This is a genomic window from Micromonospora hortensis, from assembly GCF_022230935.1.
Taxonomy (GTDB): domain Bacteria; phylum Actinomycetota; class Actinomycetes; order Mycobacteriales; family Micromonosporaceae; genus Micromonospora; species Micromonospora hortensis.
Genome location: NZ_JAKKFE010000026.1, coordinates 347,623 through 366,417, shown reverse-complemented (window position 1 = coordinate 366,417; position 18,795 = coordinate 347,623). Strand labels below are relative to the sequence as shown.

The following is an 18,795-nucleotide window of genomic DNA, read 5'->3' as shown; positions in this document are numbered from 1 at the left end:
CACTAACCTGAACGGGTGCGGACTTCATTGATGGATGTGCTGGCTGATCGCATTCTCATCGCCGACGGGGCGATGGGCACGATGCTTCAGGCCGCGGACCTCACGCTCGACGACTTCGACGGGCTGGAGGGGTGCAACGAGATCCTCAACGTCACCCGCCCGGACGTGGTGCGCGGGGTGCACGACGCCTACCTGGCCGTCGGTGCCGACTGCGTCGAGACCAACACCTTCGGGGCCAACCTCGCCAACCTCGCCGAGTACGACATCCCGCACCGCATCCGCGAGTTGTCCGAGGCGGGCGCCCGGATCGCCCGGGAGGCCGCCGACGCGGCCAGCACCCCGGAGCGGCCCCGGTTCGTGCTCGGCTCGATCGGGCCGGGCACGAAGCTGCCCACCCTCGGGCACGCCGCCTACTCGACCCTGCGCGACGCCTACCAGGAGAACGCCGCGGGTCTGATCGTCGGCGGCGCGGACGCGCTGATCATCGAGACCTGCCAGGACCTGCTCCAGGTCAAGGCGGCAGTAGTCGGGTCGAAGCGGGCCATGGCCGAGCTGGGCCAGTCGGTGCCGATCATCTGTCACGTGGCGGTGGAGACCACCGGCACCATGCTGGTCGGCAGCGAGATCGGGGCGGCCCTCGCCGCGATCGAGCCGCTCGGCGTGGACCTGATCGGGCTCAACTGCTCGACCGGCCCGGCCGAGATGAGCGAGCACCTGCGCTACCTGTCGCAGCACTCCCGCATCCCGCTGTCGGTGATGCCGAACGCCGGCCTGCCGGTGCTGACCGCCGACGGGGCGTACTTCCCGCTGACTCCCGTGGAGCTGGCCGAGGCCCTGGAGCGGTTCATCACCGAGTACGGCGTGGGGCTGGTCGGCGGCTGCTGCGGCACCACCCCGGAACACATCCGGGTGCTGTCCGAGCGGCTGCACGGCGTCACCGCCCCGGCCCGCGAACCCCGGCACGAGGCGGGCGTCTCCTCGGTCTACCACCCGGTGCCGTTCGCCCAGGACGCGTCGGTGCTGATGGTGGGGGAGCGGACCAACGCCAACGGCTCGAAGGCGTTCCGGGAGGCGATGCTCGCCGGCGACTGGCGGGCCTGTGTGGAGATCGCCCGCAGTCAGGCGCGCGACGGCTCGCACCTGCTCGACCTGTGTGTGGACTACGTCGGCCGCGACGGCACGCAGGACATGCGCGAGTTGGCCGGCCGGTTCGCCACCGCGTCGACCCTGCCGATCATGTTGGACTCCACCGAGCCGGCGGTGATCGAGGCCGGGCTGGAGATGCTCGGTGGCCGGTGCGTGGTCAACTCGGTGAACTTCGAGGATGGCGACGGCCCCGAGTCCCGGTACGGGCGGGTGATGCCGGTGATCCGGGAGCACGGTGCCGCAGTAGTCGTGATGTGCATCGACGAGGAAGGGCAGGCGCGCACCGCGGCGGACAAGGTCCGCATCGCCTCGCGCACCATCGACGACCTGACCGGCCGGTGGGGGATGGACCTGTCCGACATCCTGATCGACACGCTGACCTTCCCGATCGCCACCGGGCAGGAGGAGACCCGCCGCGACGGCCTGGAGACCATCGAGGCGATCCGGGAAATCGCCCGGCGTTACCCAGGGATCAACTTCACCCTCGGCATCTCGAACATCTCCTTCGGGCTCAACCCGGCGGCCCGGCAGGTGCTCAACTCGGTGTTCCTGCACGAGTGCGTGCAGGCCGGCCTGACCTCCGCGATCGTGCACGCCAGCAAGATCCTGCCGATGGCGAAGATTCCCGACGAGCAGCGCGAGGTCGCCCTGGACATGGTCTACGACCGGCGCCGCGAGGGCTATGACCCGTTGCAGCGCTTCCTGGAGCTCTTCGAGGGCGTCGACGTGACCAGCGCCCGAGCCAGCCGGGCACAGGAGTTGGCCGCGCTGCCGTTGGACGAGCGGCTCAAGCGGCGGATCATCGACGGTGAGCGCAACGGCCTGGAGGCCGACCTCGACGAGGCGATGGCCGGCGGCCGGTCCCCACTGTCGATCATCAACGACATCCTGCTGGACGGTATGAAGGTGGTCGGCGAGCTGTTCGGCTCCGGCCAGATGCAGCTGCCGTTCGTGCTCCAGTCCGCCGAGGTGATGAAGACCGCGGTGGCCTACCTCGAGCCGCACATGGAGACCATCGAGGACGGCGGCAAGGGCCGCATCGTGCTCGCCACAGTGCGCGGCGACGTACACGACATCGGCAAGAACCTTGTCGACATCATTCTGTCCAACAACGGCTACGAGGTGGTGAACATCGGCATCAAGCAGCCGATCAGCGCCATCCTGGACGCCGCCGAGCAGCACCGCGCCGACGCGATCGGCATGTCCGGGCTGCTGGTCAAGAGCACTGTCATCATGAAGGAGAACCTGGCCGAGATGGCCACGCGCGGGGTCGCCGAGCGCTGGCCGGTCCTGCTGGGTGGGGCGGCGCTGACCCGCGCGTACGTCGAGGACGACCTGCGGTCGACGTTCCCCGGGCAGGTGCACTACGCGCGGGACGCGTTCGAGGGTCTGTCCCTGATGGACAAGGTGATGACCGCCAAGCGCGGTGGCGCCCCGGTGATCGACCCGGAGCGGGAGGCGGCTCTCGCGGCCCGGCGGGCGCGCCGGGAACGGCAGCGCTCGATGGTCTCCACGTCGCTGCCGGAGCTGCACGACTCGTCGGTCCGCTCCGACGTGGCCGCCGACGTGTCGGTGCCCACCCCGCCGTTCTTCGGCACCCGGGTCGTCAAGGGCGTGCCGATGGCCGACTACGCGGCGCTGCTCGACGAGCGGGCCACCTTCTCCGGGCAGTGGGGGCTGCGCGGCGTCCGGGGCGGCAGCGGACCCTCCTACGAGGAGCTGGTCGAAACCGAGGGCCGACCGCGGCTGCGGTACTGGCTGGACCGGCTGATCGCCGACCAGGTCCTTGAGGCAGCCGTGGTGTACGGCTACTTCCCCGCGTACTCCGAAGGCAACGACCTGGTGGTGCTCGACGAGAACGGGCACGCCGAGCGCGCCCGGTTCTCCTTCCCCCGGCAACGGCAGGAGCGGCGGCTCTGCCTGGCGGACTTCTTCAGGCCCCAGGGCGACCAGCTCGATGTCGTCGCGTTGCAACTGGTCACCGTCGGCCAACCGGTCAGCGAGTACGCGGCGAAGCTGTTCGCCCGCAACGAATACCGCGACTACCTGGAGGTGCACGGTCTCTCCGTGCAGCTCACCGAGGCCCTGGCCGAATACTGGCACCAGCGCATCCGCGCCGAGATGACCCTGCCCGACGGTCGTCCGCTGGGGCACGACGACCCGGCGGACCTGGCCGGCATCCTGCACAACGACTACCGGGGTTGCCGGTACGCGTTCGGCTACCCGGCCTGCCCCGACCTGGAAGACCGGGCGAAGATCATGGATCTGCTCGGCGCGGACCGGATTGGGGTCGAGCTGTCCGAGGAGTTCCAGCTCATGCCGGAGCAGGCCACCGACGCGATAGTGGTCCACCACCCGGAGGCCAACTACTTCAACGCCAAGTAACGGCGGCAGGCCCCCGAGCTGCACCTCAGGCCGTCGGCGGCCCGGACCAGGCCGTCAGCTGCCTCCGAGCTGTGCCCGGTGGCCTGGTCCGCATGGGTTGAGCCAAGGTCGGGCTCCCACCATGGCCAGTCCACGAGCACGTGCTGGGGTGTGGTCCCGACGATGCGCGCGTCGAGCGCCTCGGCTGAGATCAGGAGCACGTCGCCGACGGTGGTCCAGCTCATGAGCGACAAAGCTAGGAATGACGCCGCCGGGCGTCAAGCGTCGTGGTTGTTGCCCGGGGTCAAGGGGTCGTCGGGCTACCCGGGCACCGGCAAGATGGTCGTGTGAAGACCGAGGCCGTCAAGGCAGGCAGGGCGGAGTTGGTGGACGCCCTGGAGGGCTTGCCCGGGAGTTCCGACGGCTGTCGCGTTGCCCTGACGTTGGCATCTCCCGTCTTCCTTCGTGCCGGCGACGTCTGGTGGATTGAGGATGAGGTGCTGTACGTCCAGCGTGGAGACGTCCCGGCCGTGGCGTATCGGGGTGCCCTCGAATGGCGTCGGCAGTGGTAGCCGCGGGAGCCGGGACTCAGGGCCTGTCTTGAAGTCGATTGTCAGGGCTGGCCGCATCGATGAACATCTGACAGGTCGCTGTGCTCTGACGGATGGGCAGTGGGTGCGTTCCCGCTACGGTCTCGTCATGTCTCGATTCAGCATGATGGCTCGCGTGGACATCCCTCATGAGGTGGCCGACGCCGAGAGTTGGATCGCGCGATATCGCGGGTCGTTGACGTCGATCGCGGAGACGGGCTGCGGCTGCTGCGTACGTGCGTGGCAGATCGAAGGACCGCAAGAGTTGGTCGACACCATCCCGCTCGTGCTCAGCGCTTCGACGGACTGGGACCGGGACTGATCATTCGCACAGCGCGGCCCGCTCAACCAGCGGACGACGGAGGACGCGACTGCCAGCAACGGCTGCGGACTTAGCGGAAAAGCTCAAGCCCCGCCAGCGCGTCGATCGCTATCACCACGTCGGCCATGCTGAACGCCGCAACCCCAAGCAGCCACAGCCGGAACGACGATAGCCGAACCCACCAGGGTTGGTTGTCTCCGAGACGCTCGCGTACAGCCGAGTGCGGTGGCAGCCCAAGCATCTGGTCCAAGCCCAGCTGTTGCTCGATCCGCTCCAACAGCCGGCTGTCGGACAACTCCAGGCGCCGGTACTTGATCATGAGTTGGGCGGACAGGCCGGTCAAGGCGGCAGCCAGGGTGGCCGCCACCGCTTGGGCCGGACGCGCCGTCTCCGGACCGAGCGCGAGCGTCAGAAGGAACGCCTGAGCCGCGGTGGCCAGGGCGGGTACCTGCCACGTCATTGTGTCGAAAGCGGTCCGGCGAGCTGCGACGACCGCATAGGTTGCCGTGAGCACCTGTTCGGAGATCTGAGTCTCGTCCGGCCTCGCGTCTGGGCTTGGCACCATGACGTCATCGTGTCAACGCGTCGCAACGCGGACGAGTGGAGCGCAGCCCGAGGCCGCGAGCAGCCACCGAAGCCATCGGGTGCCCGATGCATGCCCATTCAGCAGGGGGCGACAAGGGCCAAGGACGATGCCGTTGCCAGGCCTCCGTGGCAGGGGCAGGATTGAGTACGTGGGACCGGTCGGTAGCCCGTGGTGGCCGACAGCGAAGACACCCAAGCAGGGGTTCATCCTGGGGGGCTTCTGCCGTGCTGGCAGCGCTGCTTGGCGTTGGCTACCTGGTGACGGCCGTGCTGCTGCGCCGACGCCAACGCTCACAGATGACACGCTGGATGGATGCGACAGGTCACAGTGCTCGGCAGTTCCGGTGCCTTTCCCGGGCCAGGTCGCGCCTGTAGCGGCTTCGCGGTGGACTGGGATGGCTTCCGCGTAGTGCTTGACCTGGGCTACGCCACACTGCCGCGGTTGCTCAGGCACTGGCCCGACGGTGCGGTGGACGCTGTCGTCATCACCCACGAGCACCCGGATCACTGCGTCGACCTGCATGGTCTGTTCAGGATGCGGTTCTACGGTCAGTCTGGGGGACCACGGCTGCGGTTGTTCTGCCCGCCCGGCGTGCTCGACCGGCTCAGCGGCGTGGAGCCCGATGTCGACCTGCACGCGGTCTTCGACCTGCACCCACTACCGGGCAGCTACCGGGTCGGGCCGTTCGACCTCACCGGGCTGTCCCTGCCGCACTTCGTGCCCAACGCCGGCATCCGGCTCCAGGCCGACGGGATTGCCCTGGCCTATTCCGGGGACACGGGGCCGACTCCCGCGTTGGCCGAACTGGGCCGTGGCGCCGACCTGTTCATCGTCGAGGCGACGGACCACGACGGCGAGACCAGCCGTCCCACCCGTAACCTCATGACCTCCACCGAAGCCGGTCTGTGGGCTCGCCGCGCGGGTGCCCGCCGCCTGATGCTCACCCACTTCTGGCCAGGTAACGACCGGGCAGGCGCGGTGGCCGCCGCGCAGGTGGAGTTCGACGGTGCCGTACTGGCGGCTGAGGAAGGGCTCACCCTGATGCTTGGGGCACCAGACAGCTGATCTCCCTCACTCGACGAACGTGCCGTCCGGATTCATGATCTCGTCTCGCACCAGCGGTACGAAGGCCGACCAGGTCCCGTCATCCACGGCGACTGACATGCGGATGCGCCCATCGCCGTCGTCAAGGGCGTAGCTAACCACGCGGTACCGCCTGCCGTCATCGCCGGTGGCGTGGCGTGCATCCTTGTCATCGAGCATCGCGCGCCAGTCGCCGTAGTTGACGCGTCGCCACTCAGCCAGGCGCGCCTCGGCGAGCCCTGCCGCCGACTCGTTCTTCAGCCTCACCTGCTCCACCTTCCAGCCGCCGTGCGGCCGACGCTAGGGCGGTGGAGGAAGCGTCTGCAAGCTTTGACGGAAGGCCGGCTCCGGCCACGTGGGCGCGGTCAACAGGAGGACGAAATCCGGCAACGCGCATGGTGAGGGGTCCCCAGTCGGTGCCCGCGACTCCGGCTCGCTCTCCCAGTCGATGAGGTTGACCGTCACCGCGTAACGGCCGGCGGGCGCGGCCACGTGTAGGGCCTTTTCGTCCGGGATTGCGGAGACGCCTTCCAGTCCGCTCAGGTAGAGCGACCCGGCTGAGGTGATGAGGTACGGCTCCGATGCGACGACGAGACGATCTTGCTCGCGCTCTGTCAGGTCCGCAGCCTGCTGGGAGTCGCCGACACGGACCACGAACTGGAACGCCGAGTCCCCCAGGTTGATCGGCACGAGCACGCCGGCCAGGACGTGCTGGAGGATGTCATCGTCGTTGAGCAACGAGCGTTCCCATGAGTCGTCGTCGACGATCGAGGTGAAGCCCTCGGGGTTCCAGAGCACCTGCATGCCAGCATCAGTCGTGACGGGTCCCGTCACCTCGAACATTCGGCCTCCTACACGTCCCTGGCCCGTCGCCGGGCCGTCGGAGGCTAGCCAATGGCGACCAGCGACGACCAACGCCCGCGCCGCGGTCACCGTGCCCGCCGAAGTGCGGACGCTGGTGGATGGCAGCGGGCCCGTCACGCGAAAAGGCAGTCCGCCGGATGTCGAGAACGGCCGGGTGGCTCCGTCCTCGGGGAGGATGCGGTCACCGTGACCGCACCAGAGCAGGGAGATCCAGCATGGCGATCCAGCGGATGGACAACGTCCTCATCGTTGTCGAGGACCTCGACGCGGTCATCGCGTTCTTCGTCGAACTCGGCATGGAGTTGGAGGGGCGAGGACCGGTCGAGGGGCGGTGGGTGGAGCGTGTCATCGGGATCGACGACGTCCGGCAGGAGGTCGCGATGCTGCGGACCCCGGACGGCCACGGCAAGGTCGAGTTGGCGATGTTCCACCGGCCGACGGCGATCGGCGGGGAACCGAAGAACGCGCCGGCGAACACGCTGGGCATCCGGCGGATCATGTTCGCCGTCGACGACATCGAGGACGTGATCACCCGGCTGCGTGGCCACGGCGCCGAACTCGTGGGGGAGTTGGAGCGGTATGAGGACGTCTACCGGCTCTGCTACGTCCGCGGCCCCGAGGGAATCATCGTCGGCCTGGCCGAACAGCTCCGCTGACGGCCGCCGCCGGCCCGTCCCGCCCGCAACTTCAGGGATGTAGGGGCCTCGCGAGCGGTGGAGGCCACTACATCCCTGAAGTAGCGCGGATCTTGGGGCGCGCTAGGCCCCCGCGTCGCGCGGGAAGGTCTCGCGTAGGGCCGGGTCCAGCGGTCGACCGCTCGTCGGTTCGATGAACAGGTCGGCGAGCAGGAGGTCGGCGAGGTAGCTGGGGTTCACCCCCGACTCCTTGCGGCCGAGGGTCTGCGCCAAGCCGCCGAGTCGCAGCGCGGCCTTCGCTGCGCCGGACGGCATCCGCGCGACCCGGCGGGGTCGGCCCACCGCGTCGGCGATGCGCCCGATCATGTCGTGCCAGGTGAGGTTCTCGTCGGCGACCGGGATGTCCGCGCCGCTGGCCTGCTCCAGGGCATCGACCGCGACCTCGGCCACGCTGCGGGCGGAGGCCGCGGCGCTGCCGCCGGTCGGGGCGACCAGCGGGGTACGCGAGCGGGCCCACCGGTCCAGCGGACCGGCCCAGTTGGGCAGTCGGTCGCCGGCCCGACCGAAGACGAAGGGCAGTTCGAGTACGGCGACCGGCAGGCCCTCGCCAGCGGCCGCCCGCCCCTCCCGGGCCTGCTCCAGGCGGCACCGGATGTACGTGTGCCGTTCGGCGAGGCGCCACTGCGGGTGGAGTCGGTCGAAGTAGGTGTAGTAGGAGCCCATCACGACGCCCCGGGTGAGACCTTCGAGGCGGGCGGCGGTGAACAGGCGTACCACCGGGTCGACGTTGTCGCGGCGGAACTCGGGATAGATCGGTTTGGGCAGCGGCCGTTGCTCCTCGGTGCGGGTCGCGTACACGACGCCATCGTGACCGGCGAGCAACGACCGCAGTTGCTCGATCGAGGCGGCCCCGACATCGAGCAGATGGTCGATGCCCGGCTGGGCGGTTCGCGCCACAGTGGTCGCGGCATGGCCACGCTCCCGAAGCACGTCCGCGACGTGAGCGCCGATCAGGCCACTGCCACCCACCACAAGAATTCGCACGGTGCATCGTCCACTCTGGAACCCGCCCTTTGTCAAGCCGCTGCCGCTGTGGCGAGGGCGTCGAGGAGTTGCTGGTCCAGCATGAGCGCGTGCTGCGCCTCGGCGGCCGGCTGCTGTACGACCGCATCGACGACCCGGACGAGCCTCTGCGCGTGTACGCCGACCTGGCCGGGCACCCCTTCTGCGTCTTCGTCGGCTGAGCGGGTTGCGGCTACCTCGCCGCGGCGCAGGTTGACAACGGGCGAGGATGGCGTCGGCAACCCCGACGTTGGCCTAGGTTCGAGGTACGGAACACCGCCGCTGTGAAACGGGGATGAGGATGCCGGAACCGCGCGCCTTCTGGCTGGACGAGCAGTTCGACCGTGAGCACGGCACCGACGGGAGCGGCCGGTACGAGGCCGAGGTGTTTCGTCGGATCGACGAGTTCGCCGACACCTGGGGTGACTTCGCGCCAGTGGCGTTCGCGGTGACCGCCTGGCGGCTGGCCACCGAGCTGTCGCCAGGCTTCGTGCGCTGGCACCGGCGGATCATCTCGGCGACCTGCGCGCGTAGCCCATGGGACGGCAGCCTGGTCTGCGAGGTGACAGTGGCGTCCCGCTGGCCGGCCGAGCTGACCTGGACCAAGCAGTGGCAGCGCGACCGTGGTTGGCAGAACTGGCCCCAGATGTTCGGCCAGTTCACCACACCCACCGAGCAGGACCAGACGCGCCGCCCGCATCTGCGCGCGTTGCTCCAGGTGGAGGCGCCGGTCCCGCTCGACGACCTGCCGCCAACGCCCGACGGTCCGGACGACGAGGTCGCCGCGGCAGCGCGCCGGGCCGTGGCGGTGGTGGCCCGGGAGCTCAACGACCTCCTCGCGCCCATGATCGGGCAGCTCGACGCCGGGGTGCCGGCGGACTCCTGAGAAGCCCGCCGGCCGGTATGGTCGTCGGCGTGGATCTGGACGACATCGCCGCCCGGCTCGGGGTGCCCGTCGAGGAGGTCGACCGCGTGCACCGGCTCGCCGGTGACGGGCCGTCAGCTCCGTTGCCAGCCAAGGCCGACGCGCCCGCGCTCCTCGACCAGCTCGCCGTGCCGCCGGACGACGCCGCCGAGATCATGGCGGGCTGGCCCGACCCCGACTCCCCGCTCTGGACTCCGGAGCTGCGCTGGCTGCTCGACCGCTCGACCGCCCTGGTCCGCGCCGACCTCGCGGGCCACGACTGGCTGTCGCCCGGCCCGGAGCTGCCCCGAGAGCGAGGCCCTGCCTGGCGCCATCTCTACGTGTACGCGTACCTGGCTTTGGTCGACGTGGTGCGCGGGTACCACAGCGCCCACGGCATCCCCGACGCCGTGACCTGGGTGACCCTGGCCGACCTGGGCCGCAACCTCGCCATCGACCGGCGGATGCGCGGCGAGGGCTGGCCGATCATGCAGAGCTGGCTGACGCTGCACTCACGCGGCAGCGTCTACGAGCTGGGCCGGCTACAGCACCAGCGTGGCGACGGCGCCATCGGCCTGCACGTCCCCGATTCGGGGCCGTTGACCCCGGAGGCGGTCGAGGCGTCCCTCGACGAGGCCCGCGCGTTCTTCCCCAGGCATTTCCCCGACGAGCGCTACACCGCGTTCTCCTGCGCCTCGTGGCTGCTCGACCCGCAACTGCGGCAGTACCTTCCGGAGGACTCCAACATCGTGCGGTTCCAGCGCCGGTTCGAGCTGGCGCCCTACGACGAGTCGGCGGGGCCGGACGCCGACATCGAGGTGTTGCGGTTCGGGTTCCGGACCCTGACCACGCCGCTCGACGAGCTGCCGCGCCGCACGGCGCTCCAACGCGCGATCACCGACCACCTCCGGGCCGGCGGCCACTGGCACTGGCGCCACGGCCGCTTCCCGATCTAGGCACCCGCGTCCCACCAGGCGCCGTTGGCGGCGGTGTGGGCCGCCGGTTCGATGACTTCCCACACCTCCGCGATCAGTCCGTCGGCGACCCGCAGGATGTCGACGACCACGATCTGCGGCCCGCCGTCGGGGAGTCGGCGTCGCGAGTGCACCACGACGTGGTCACCGTCGGCCAGTAGGTGCAGGATGTCGACCCGCATGCCGGCGGTCGGGCCCAGCGCGGTGCGGACCGCGGCGAGCCACTGCGCCCTGGTCGAGGTCGTCGAATCCGACCGGTGATGGGTGAAGTCCTCGCTCAGGTACGACGCGAGCGTGTCGACGTCGCCGGTGTCGACCAGCCCCGCCAACGCACGCCCGACGATGCTCTTGTTCTCGGTGGTCATGGCCGCAAGTGTTTCCCCGGCCTCGTGCGCTTGTCGATGACATCGCACTTCATGGCGTCCCGGGCGACGTTGAGTAGGCTCATGATCGTGTATGCGGTCGGGGAACTCCTGCGCCAGTGGCGCAAGCGTCGAGGGCTCAGCCAACTCGACCTGGCGATCGCCGCGGATGTCTCGGCTCGGCACGTCAGCCTGGTCGAGACCGGCAAGTCCACGCCGAGCGCCGACATGGTCCTCCGGCTCGCCGAGCAGCTCCACGTGCCACTGCGTGATCGCAACCAGCTGTTGCTCGCCGCCGGATTCGCGCCCCGGTACGCGCAGCGCCCGCTCGACGACGCCGCCCTGTCGGGTGCCCTCGACGCGGTCCGCAGGGTGCTCCGGGCGCACGAGCCGTATCCGGCGCTGGTCTTCGACCGCCGGTGGAACATCGTGCTGACCAACCGTGCGGTCGACCCGTTCTTCGCCTACGCGGCACCCGACCTGTTGCGGCCACCGGTCAACCTGGTTCGGCTGGGCCTGCACCCGCGCGGGCTCGCCCCTCTGGTCGTCAACCTGGCCGACGTACGGGCGGTGTTCCGCAGCCGGATCTCGCGCCAACTCGCCGCCGCGCCCGACCCGGAACTCACGGCGCTCTACGAAGAACTGCTGAGCCCGCTGCCCCAGGAGCCGCCGGACGAACGGGTCGACGCCGACGTGGTGATCCCGATGATCCTGCGGATCGGTGGACGCGAGCTGCGGCTGTTCTCGACCATCACCACGTTCGGCACCCCGATGGACATCACCGTCGAGGAGATCGCTGTGGAGTCCTACTACCCCGCGGACCAGCAGAGCGCCGCCTACTTCACACGGTAGGGCCCGACCTGGTAACCGCCCAGGCCGGGCCCACCACATGCTGGTCAGCCGGTGGTCAGGACGAACCTCTCCCAGGACCCGACCGACGTCCGGTTGGCGATCAGTGATCCGGCCCCGGCGTTCTCGGCGGCCACGATCTGGTTGTTGGCCAGAGCCCGCAGACCGACAGTCCCGTCGGAGTTGTTGATGATCTGGAACGTCTCCCATGGTCCGATCGTCGTGCGGTTTGCGATCAACGGATTGGCGCCGGCGTTGTCGGCGCAGACGTACAGCCCGTTGGCGCGCGACCGCAGGGCGATGTTGCCGTTGCCGGCGTCCACCCGATCGAACTGCTCGGACGTCGAGACGCTCGCCTTGTTGGCGATCAGCGGGTTGGTGCCGACGGCCGACACGTACTGGTTGTTGACCTGCGCCCGCAGCGTGATCCCTCCGCTGGGGGTGCTGGTACCGGTGGTGAAGGTGAACGCGTCGACGTCGAACAGGTTGCCCGAGCCACCCTTGAAGACCAGGTACAGAGTGGTCGACGCGCTCGGCGGGTTGCTGATGGCGGTGGAGACGTCGACGAACGTCTCCCAGCTACCGGTCACCGGCACCGTGGCGGTGCCCAGCAGGGACCCGGTGGCCGACCCTGCGCGAACCTCGATGGTGCCGCCGGCGCCGGCCGACGAGACCCGCGCGGTGAACCGGTTCGCGTTGGACAGGTTGTACGGCTGGTAGGAGATCCAGTCGTTGTTCTCGATGAACCCGGCCGTGCGGCCACCCTCGGCATTGGTGTGGTCGGTGGCCTGGACACCGGACTGGGCGCTGAAGTGCTCACCCTGACGGTGTTTCGGTTGCAGCGTCTTGATGCTGTGCGTGGTGAGCCCACCGTTGTCGGTGTACGCGGCGTCGAAGACCCCGTAGATGTTGGCCGCCGAGTCGTGCTCACCGTCGGTCGGGACGGTGATCGTGCCGCTGCACCCGGTCTTCGAGGTGATCTGGTGGGCGTGGCTGTCGTGGCCCAGCGCGTACGTCAGGCTCACCTTGGAGCAGTCGATGGTGCCGTCCTGCGGGTCGCTCACCGAGATCTGGTACGGCACGGTGTCACCGAAGGTGAACAGCTGGCCGTCGGTGGGCGCGGTGAGGGACACCGTGGGTGCGGTGTTGCCCACTGTGACGATCAGGCTCGCCGTGCCGGACAGGCCGGTCGGGTCGGTGACCTTCAGGGTGGGGCTGTACGAGCCGTTCGTGGTGTACGTCTTGGTGGGGTTGGCCGCCGTCGACGTGGTGCCGTCGCCGAAGGTCCACAGGTAGCTGAGCGCGCCACCCTCGGGGTCGGAGCTGCCGGCCGACGAGAAGTTGACGGTCAACGGGTTGGCCCCCGACGTGGGGTTCGCCGAGGCGACCGCGATCGGGCTGCGGTTGCCACCACCGATGTACTCGATCCGGAAGAGCGCCTGGTTGTTCGAGCCGGTGCCGTAGTCCAGCACGTACAGGGCGCCGTCCGGGCCGAAGGTCATGTCCATGACCTGGGTGCCGGTCCACGGGAAGTTGGAGATCTCCCCGCGCGAGCCGTCGGAGTTGACAGCGATGGCCTTGATCCAGCGGCGGCCGTACTCACCGGCGAAGAACTGACCGTTCAGCGAGGCCGGGAACTTGATGCTGGAGTTGAGCGAGGCATCGTACCGGTAGACCGGCCCACCCATCGGCGACTCCGAGCCGCTGCCGAACTCCGACGGTGAACCGGAGTCGCCCGCGTACTTGATCCAGGCCGGCTTCGCCGCAGGCAGCGTGCCGAGCCCGGTGTTGCGGAACGAGTTGTTGGTCGGCCCACCCGAGCAGTTGTACTTGGACTGCGACGGCCCGGACGGGAAGGTGTATTCATTGTATGTTTCCGTGCTGGTGTTGCTGCCGGTGCAGTACGGCCAGCCGTAGTTGCCGGGCGCCGCGATGCGGTTGAACTCGACCTGACCGGAGGGGCCACGGCTCGAGTTCGTGGACCCGGCGTCGGGGCCGTAGTCCCCGAGGTAGACGACACCGGTCGCCTTGTCGACGCTCATCCGGAACGGGTTGCGCAGACCCATCGCGTAGATCTCCGGGCGGGTGCCCGAGGTGCCGGGCGCGAACATGTTGCCCGACGGGATCGTGTACGTGCCGTCCGCCTGCGGTTTGATCCGCAGCACCTTGCCCCGCAGGTCGTTGGTGTTGCCCGCCGAGCGTTGGGCGTCGAACTGCGGGTTGCGGTTGGTCCGTTCGTCAAGTGGCGCGTAGCCGGACGACTCGAACGGGTTGGTGTCGTCGCCGGTGGTCAGGTACAGGTTGCCGGCGGCGTCGAAGTCCAGGTCACCGCCGACGTGGCAGCACTGCCCACGGTCGTTGGCGACCTGAAGCACGATCTTCTCGGTGCCCAGGTTGAGCGTGTCGTCGCTGTTGAGAGTGAACCGCGACAACCGCAGATGCCCCTTCCACCGGTCCCAGTCGGACTGTGAGCCGGTGGTCGGGGCGTCTCCGGACGGGGTGCTCAGCGTGGGGGAGTAGTACAGGTAGATCCACCGGTTGCTGGCGAAGTTGGGGTCGACGGCGACGCCCTGCAACCCCTCCTCGTCGTGGGTGTAGACCGACAGGGTGCCGGAGACCTTGGTGTTGCCGGCCACGTCGGTCACCCGCAGGACACCGTTGCGAGCGGTGTGCAGCACCGAGCGGTTCGGCAGGACGGCCAGGGACATGGCCTCACCGAGTTCGCCCGAGCCGGTGGCGAGCTTGACCTGCTGATAGTCGGAGGCGGGGATCACCGCCGCCTGGGCGGTGGACGGTGCAGCCACAGCGAGGGCCGCGCTCGCGACGGTGAGGACCGCCGCGAAGAGCGCCCGGGGCCAGCGCCGGGGGTACGAGAGCATGATCGTCCTTTCTCGACGACCGGTGGACGGGCGCGCGGGGGCGCACCACGACCAGGTGGGGTGGTGGAGACGAGCGGGGGGACCAGGTCAGTTGGTGGTGACCAGGTCGAACTTCTCCCACTGACCGATGGAGGTCCGGTTGGCGATCAGCGGGGACCCACCACCGTTGTCAGCGGCGACGTAACGGTTGTTCACGGTGGCCCGCAGGCTCACCGTGCCGTCGGAGTTGCGGACCAGCTGGAAGGTCTCCCAGGAGCCGGCGGTGGCCCGGTTGGCGATCAGCGCGGCGGCACCGGCGTTCTCGGCGGCGACGAACTGCCCGTTGCCCTTGGCGCGCAGCGCCACGTTGCCGTTGGCGAGATTCACCAGGTCGAACCGCTCGGTGGTGCCCACCGAGGTCTTGTTGGCGATCAGCGCGGTGGTGGCGTTGGGGGAGCTGACGTACTGGTTGTTGGCGCGGGCCCGCAGGGTGGAGCCGCTGGCGGTGGGAGGCGGGGTCGTGGTGCGCGGCGAGCAGTCGGCAGTCACGGAGCCCGCGGCGACCTGGAGGCCGCCGAGCAGCATCCGGGTGAAGTTCGGGTCGGTGTACGACGCCTCGGTGTGGCCGAGGCCCGTGTACCAGGCACGCCCGCCGCCGTACGCCTTGCACCAGGTGATCGGGTGGTCGCCGCTCATGTTGCCGCCGCTGTAGGACGACTCGTCGAGGCTGGCCAGCACCCGGGCGCTGGACCGGGGGTTGGTGCGGTAGTTGTACCACTCGTCGGAGCGGACCCAGGTCGTGCCGAGGTGGGCGGTCGAGGGGTTGGTCTGGTCCTCGATCTTCACCGTGGCGTTCTGGATCGCCGGGTGCGAGTCGAACCATGCTCCGACCAGCGAGCCGTACCACGGCCAGCTGTACTCGGTGTCGGCTGCGGCGTGCACGCCGACGTAGCCACCACCGGCGGCGATGTACGACTCGAACGCGCTCTGCTGGCTGGCGTTGAGGACGTCGCCGGTGGTCGACATGAAGACCACCGCCTGGTACTGGGCCAGGTTGGAGGTGGTGAACTGGGCGGCGTCCTCGGTCGAGGTCACTGTGAAGCCGTTGGCCGAGCCGAGCTGCTGGATCGCGGCGATGCCGTTGGGGATGGACGAGTGCCGGAAGCCGGCGGTCTTGCTGAACACCAGGACCTTGGTCAGGGGTGCCGCCGAGGCGGGGGTCGGCAGTGCGACCAGGCTGGCCAGCATGACGGCCAGGCCGGTGACGAGTGCCAACAGGCGGGGACGGGAACGCATGGTCTTGCTCCTCTGCTGAGCGTCGACCTCAGGCTGTGCACACGGGCAGGCCGGGGCCGCGATGGCGGTGGTGCGGAAGCCGGGCCGCCGATGCTCGGCTGAGGTGGTGCGGGATGGTGGGGGTGCGGGGGTGGGCTTGCTGAAACCAGCCGATGACGGAGACCACCCACATTGGACGATCAGAATTCATCGACTGGCATCGTTGACGCAGTAAACCTCCGATGTCTACGCCCCGTCAAGCCCAGGCGCTTCGGGCCGAGCGCGCCCGCGCACGGCCGACGGCACTGCTGAGGTGAGACGTATGACGTATGGTCGGTGTATGGCCGCCGACGAAGATCGAGAACGGCTCGCCGGGCACCTCGTGGCGCTGCCGGCTGGCCGTCGCGCGTCCGACCGCTGCGGCCCTACGCGGGACTGCGGGTGCCGCGGGTCGCCATCAGGATGAGGTCGGCGATCGTCTCCGGGTGCGTGACCATGGCCAGATGCGATGATTCGACCTCGATGGTCGTGGCGTTCATCCGATCGGCCAGAAACCGCTCCAGCTCCGGCGCTGTAGTGCGGTCCTGAGTGGAGATCGAGTAAAAGCACTGCCGATCCCGCCAGGCGGCCGTGGTCGTGCGGCCCTGGAAGAGGTCCTTGGCGATCGGGCCCTGCACCGCGTACAGGGCGCGGGCGCGGGCCTCCTCGATTCCACCGGCGAAGTCGGCCAGGAAGGCGCTCTCGCTGAGCTGCGCGTACCCGTCGTGGTGCACGAGGCCGGCGTTCGCCGGCGGCGTGGGATATTTCGCCGCGAGCGCGTTGTAGTCCTCGCCGGCGTCCGGCGCGCGGGCCGCCACGTACACCAGGGCGGTGACCCTCGGGTGGTTGCCGGCCTCGCTGATGATCGTGCCGGCCCAGGAATGGCCCACCAGCACCGTCGGGCCGTCCTGGCGGTCGAGGGCGCGGTTGGTGGCCGCGACGTCGTCGGCCAGGGAGGTCAGCGGGTTCTGCACCGCGGTGACCGTCAGCCCGGCCCGCTGTAGCAGCGGGATGACGTCGGACCAGGACGAGCCGTCGGCGTACGCGCCGTGGACCAGGACCACGTTGCGGGCGGGCGTGGCCGAAGACGTGTCGCTCATCCGAAGAACCTCCGCACGACGCCGTGCCGTCGCTCGCTGGTCGACGACAGCTCTCGCCCGCCACTCTTCCCCACGCCGGTCGGGGCGGTGGGCCAAACGCCCAGGCTTCAGCCCTTCAACGCACCGGCTCGGGTGCAGGGCGCGCCAGTTCAGGCGGTCCCGGTAGTGGTGTCGCAGGACCAACCAGCTGACTGAGAACGGGATGGCCCCCATGGCCACCACGCCCAGGACGTCCGCGCCGACCACGTCGAAGACCGCCCCGACGTCGCCGAACAGCTGAGCGACAGTTTGGAACGCGACGTGCAGGCCGATGCCGGCCCAGATGTCGCCGGTGGCGGCGCGGAAGGCGCCCAGCAGCAGCGCGAAGACGAAGAAGAGCGCCAGTCGGTCGACGGATCTCGCCGCCCCGACGAGGAACCCGAACACTGTGAACAGCAGCGCCTGCCCGACGGCGGCCTGCCAGGCGGGCAGCCGGGTGGCGAGGTTGTGTTGCAGGTACCCGCGGAAGATCAGCTCCTCTGGCAGCGCCTCCTTCAGGAAGACCAGCACGACCAGCAGCGCCGCCACCCGCAGCACGTCCCCGACGGACGTCCGGACACTGATCTCAACCCAGCCGAGACCGAGGCAGAGCGCGAACCCCACCGCGGCGGGCACGAGCCAGCAGGCCATGCCGAACAGCAGACGCCGCCAGCCGGCGCGCAGCGACGGCATCCCGAGGCCGGCCCACGGCCGCCGGTCCAGGACGCGACGGGCGACGACCACCAGGGGTACGACGACAACTGTGGTGAGGACAGCCCCGATCGCATGGGTGGGCCGGTCGTAGTCACGATCGAGCAGGACGCCCAGGAACAACCACACCAGCACGGCGGCGGTGGCCACGACGAGGATCCGCCAGGGCAGGGCGAGACGAGATCCGGCGCTCACCACGCGCAGCGTAGCCAGCGGCGTCAACTGCGGACGGTCAGCGGCGTCAACTGCGGACGGTCAGCGGCCGAGGACGAGGTAACCGAGGCCGAGGACACCCCGGTAACCGCCGACGTACTGGCGCAACCGGTCGTCGAGTTCCGCGCGGACCTCCGGCGCACGGGGATCCTCCGGGTACGCCAGCAGCCACTCCTGCCGGCCGGCGAGCCAGGTGGACTCGAAGTCGTCCCATTCCCGCTGGTCGGCGGTGCTCAGGTGCAGCAACCGCCAGCCCCGCTCGCGGGCGGCCTCGACCAGCCCGGCAAGGGTCGGCACCTCCGGGCCGAAGACCTCGGCGATCTCCGTGCTGGGGGATCGCTCCCAGTACGCGTCACCGAACAGCAGCCGCCCACCGGGCCGGACCACTGCGCCGAGGGCGTCGAGGGCGGCCTCGGTGCCACCGAAGGCGTGTGCCGAGCCGATGCAGAGAACCCGGTCGGCCGGCTCCTGCCAGGCCGCCGCTTCCCCCATCACGAAGGCGACGTGCCGGTTCAGTGACCGCCCCGCGGCCAGCCGCCGTCCTCGGGCGAGCGCGGCCTCGTCGGTGTCGACGCCGACGCCGCGCGTCGCGACCGGGCCGGAGACACCGCCGGCGGCGACCGCCCGCAGCAGCAGCTCACCCCAGCCGCAGCCGAGGTCGAGCACCCGCGCGCCGGGGCGGACGTCGAGCCGTTGCAGCAGCAACGCGGCGTGCTCCGGCGAGAGCGGAGTGTTCCAGCGCATCCGCGAGTAACGGCTGGCGGCGAGGTGGTCGGTTGACTGCATCCGTTGAGGGTCCCAAGCCGTGTGTCGGGTCCGGCACCGGGGCTTACGGCAGGA

17 protein-coding genes are annotated in these 18,795 nt (G+C 69.6%); 7 read left to right on the top strand and 10 right to left on the bottom strand.

Going from position 1 to position 18,795, the window contains the following annotated elements; all coding sequences use genetic code 11:
- Positions 1-30: 30 nt before the first annotated feature.
- Complete coding sequence (gene metH, locus NIE111_RS20140; RefSeq protein ID WP_274531421.1) at positions 31-3,531, top strand: methionine synthase; 3,501 nt, start codon at positions 31-33, stop codon at positions 3,529-3,531.
- On the opposite strand, the gene NIE111_RS20135 is transcribed toward metH, so the two are convergent.
- Positions 3,513-3,755 (bottom strand): hypothetical protein, encoded by a 243-nt coding sequence (locus NIE111_RS20135; RefSeq protein WP_238685845.1) that lies wholly within the window; start codon positions 3,753-3,755, stop codon positions 3,513-3,515. The genes metH and NIE111_RS20135 overlap by 19 nt on opposite strands.
- A 454-nt stretch (positions 3,756-4,209) precedes the next feature.
- Here NIE111_RS20135 and NIE111_RS20130 point away from each other — a divergent pair, with 454 nt between their 5' ends.
- Positions 4,210-4,422, top strand: coding sequence for a hypothetical protein (locus NIE111_RS20130; RefSeq protein ID WP_238685844.1), 213 nt, complete (start codon positions 4,210-4,212; stop codon positions 4,420-4,422).
- A 70-nt stretch (positions 4,423-4,492) separates the two neighbouring features.
- Here NIE111_RS20130 and NIE111_RS20125 read toward each other — a convergent pair whose 3' ends face one another.
- Positions 4,493-4,987: a hypothetical protein gene (locus NIE111_RS20125; protein ID WP_238685843.1), complete on the bottom strand. Its 495-nt coding sequence runs from the start codon at positions 4,985-4,987 to the stop codon at positions 4,493-4,495.
- Positions 4,988-5,320: 333 nt separating this feature from the next.
- Here NIE111_RS20125 and NIE111_RS20120 point away from each other — a divergent pair, with 333 nt between their 5' ends.
- Positions 5,321-6,073, top strand: coding sequence for an MBL fold metallo-hydrolase (locus tag NIE111_RS20120; protein ID WP_238685842.1), 753 nt, complete (start codon positions 5,321-5,323; stop codon positions 6,071-6,073).
- Positions 6,074-6,079: 6 nt separating this feature from the next.
- Here NIE111_RS20120 and NIE111_RS20115 read toward each other — a convergent pair whose 3' ends face one another.
- Positions 6,080-6,358: a hypothetical protein gene (locus NIE111_RS20115; RefSeq protein WP_238685841.1), complete on the bottom strand. Its 279-nt coding sequence runs from the start codon at positions 6,356-6,358 to the stop codon at positions 6,080-6,082.
- 33 nt (positions 6,359-6,391) lie between these two features.
- The gene (locus NIE111_RS20110) at positions 6,392-6,934 is read right to left on the bottom strand and encodes a hypothetical protein (RefSeq protein WP_238685840.1); all 543 of its coding nucleotides are present in this window, start codon (positions 6,932-6,934) and stop codon (positions 6,392-6,394) included.
- A gap of 236 nt (positions 6,935-7,170) precedes the next feature.
- On the opposite strand from NIE111_RS20110, the gene NIE111_RS20105 reads away from it, so the two are divergent.
- On the top strand, positions 7,171-7,611 hold the full coding sequence (locus NIE111_RS20105) for a VOC family protein (protein ID WP_238685839.1): 441 nt from the start codon (positions 7,171-7,173) through the stop codon (positions 7,609-7,611).
- A 102-nt stretch (positions 7,612-7,713) separates the two neighbouring features.
- Here NIE111_RS20105 and NIE111_RS20100 read toward each other — a convergent pair whose 3' ends face one another.
- On the bottom strand, positions 7,714-8,634 hold the full coding sequence (locus NIE111_RS20100) for an NAD-dependent epimerase/dehydratase family protein (protein WP_238685838.1): 921 nt from the start codon (positions 8,632-8,634) through the stop codon (positions 7,714-7,716).
- Positions 8,635-8,953: 319 nt separating this feature from the next.
- Here NIE111_RS20100 and NIE111_RS20095 point away from each other — a divergent pair, with 319 nt between their 5' ends.
- Positions 8,954-9,538, top strand: a complete 585-nt coding sequence (locus tag NIE111_RS20095) for a hypothetical protein (RefSeq protein ID WP_238685837.1) — start codon at positions 8,954-8,956, stop codon at positions 9,536-9,538.
- A 29-nt stretch (positions 9,539-9,567) separates the two neighbouring features.
- Entirely contained in the window at positions 9,568-10,512 is a 945-nt protein-coding gene (locus NIE111_RS20090) for an acyltransferase domain-containing protein (protein ID WP_238685836.1), read from the top strand.
- Here NIE111_RS20090 and NIE111_RS20085 read toward each other — a convergent pair.
- Positions 10,509-10,895, bottom strand: a complete 387-nt coding sequence (locus NIE111_RS20085) for a nuclear transport factor 2 family protein (protein ID WP_238685835.1) — start codon at positions 10,893-10,895, stop codon at positions 10,509-10,511. The two genes, NIE111_RS20090 and NIE111_RS20085, sit on opposite strands and share 4 nt — an antisense overlap.
- A gap of 81 nt (positions 10,896-10,976) precedes the next feature.
- Between NIE111_RS20085 and NIE111_RS20080 the strand changes: the two genes are divergently transcribed.
- On the top strand, positions 10,977-11,744 hold the full coding sequence (locus tag NIE111_RS20080; RefSeq protein ID WP_238685834.1) for a helix-turn-helix domain-containing protein: 768 nt from the start codon (positions 10,977-10,979) through the stop codon (positions 11,742-11,744).
- Positions 11,745-11,788: 44 nt separating this feature from the next.
- Here the strand turns inward: NIE111_RS20080 and NIE111_RS20075 are convergent, their stop codons facing one another.
- From NIE111_RS20075 to NIE111_RS20060, 4 genes are all read right to left on the bottom strand, one after another.
- Positions 11,789-14,620: a PQQ-dependent sugar dehydrogenase gene (locus tag NIE111_RS20075; RefSeq protein ID WP_238685833.1), complete on the bottom strand. Its 2,832-nt coding sequence runs from the start codon at positions 14,618-14,620 to the stop codon at positions 11,789-11,791.
- An 87-nt stretch (positions 14,621-14,707) separates the two neighbouring features.
- Positions 14,708-15,895 carry a ThuA domain-containing protein gene (locus NIE111_RS20070; RefSeq protein ID WP_372488376.1) on the bottom strand — a complete coding sequence of 396 codons (1,188 nt, stop codon included), beginning with the start codon at positions 15,893-15,895 and terminating at the stop codon, positions 14,708-14,710.
- A 404-nt stretch (positions 15,896-16,299) separates the two neighbouring features.
- Complete coding sequence (locus NIE111_RS20065; RefSeq protein WP_238685832.1) at positions 16,300-17,937, bottom strand: alpha/beta fold hydrolase; 1,638 nt, start codon at positions 17,935-17,937, stop codon at positions 16,300-16,302.
- Positions 17,938-17,997: 60 nt separating this feature from the next.
- Complete coding sequence (locus NIE111_RS20060) at positions 17,998-18,741, bottom strand: SAM-dependent methyltransferase (protein ID WP_238685831.1); 744 nt, start codon at positions 18,739-18,741, stop codon at positions 17,998-18,000.
- Between the last annotated feature and the right edge of the window lie 54 nt (positions 18,742-18,795).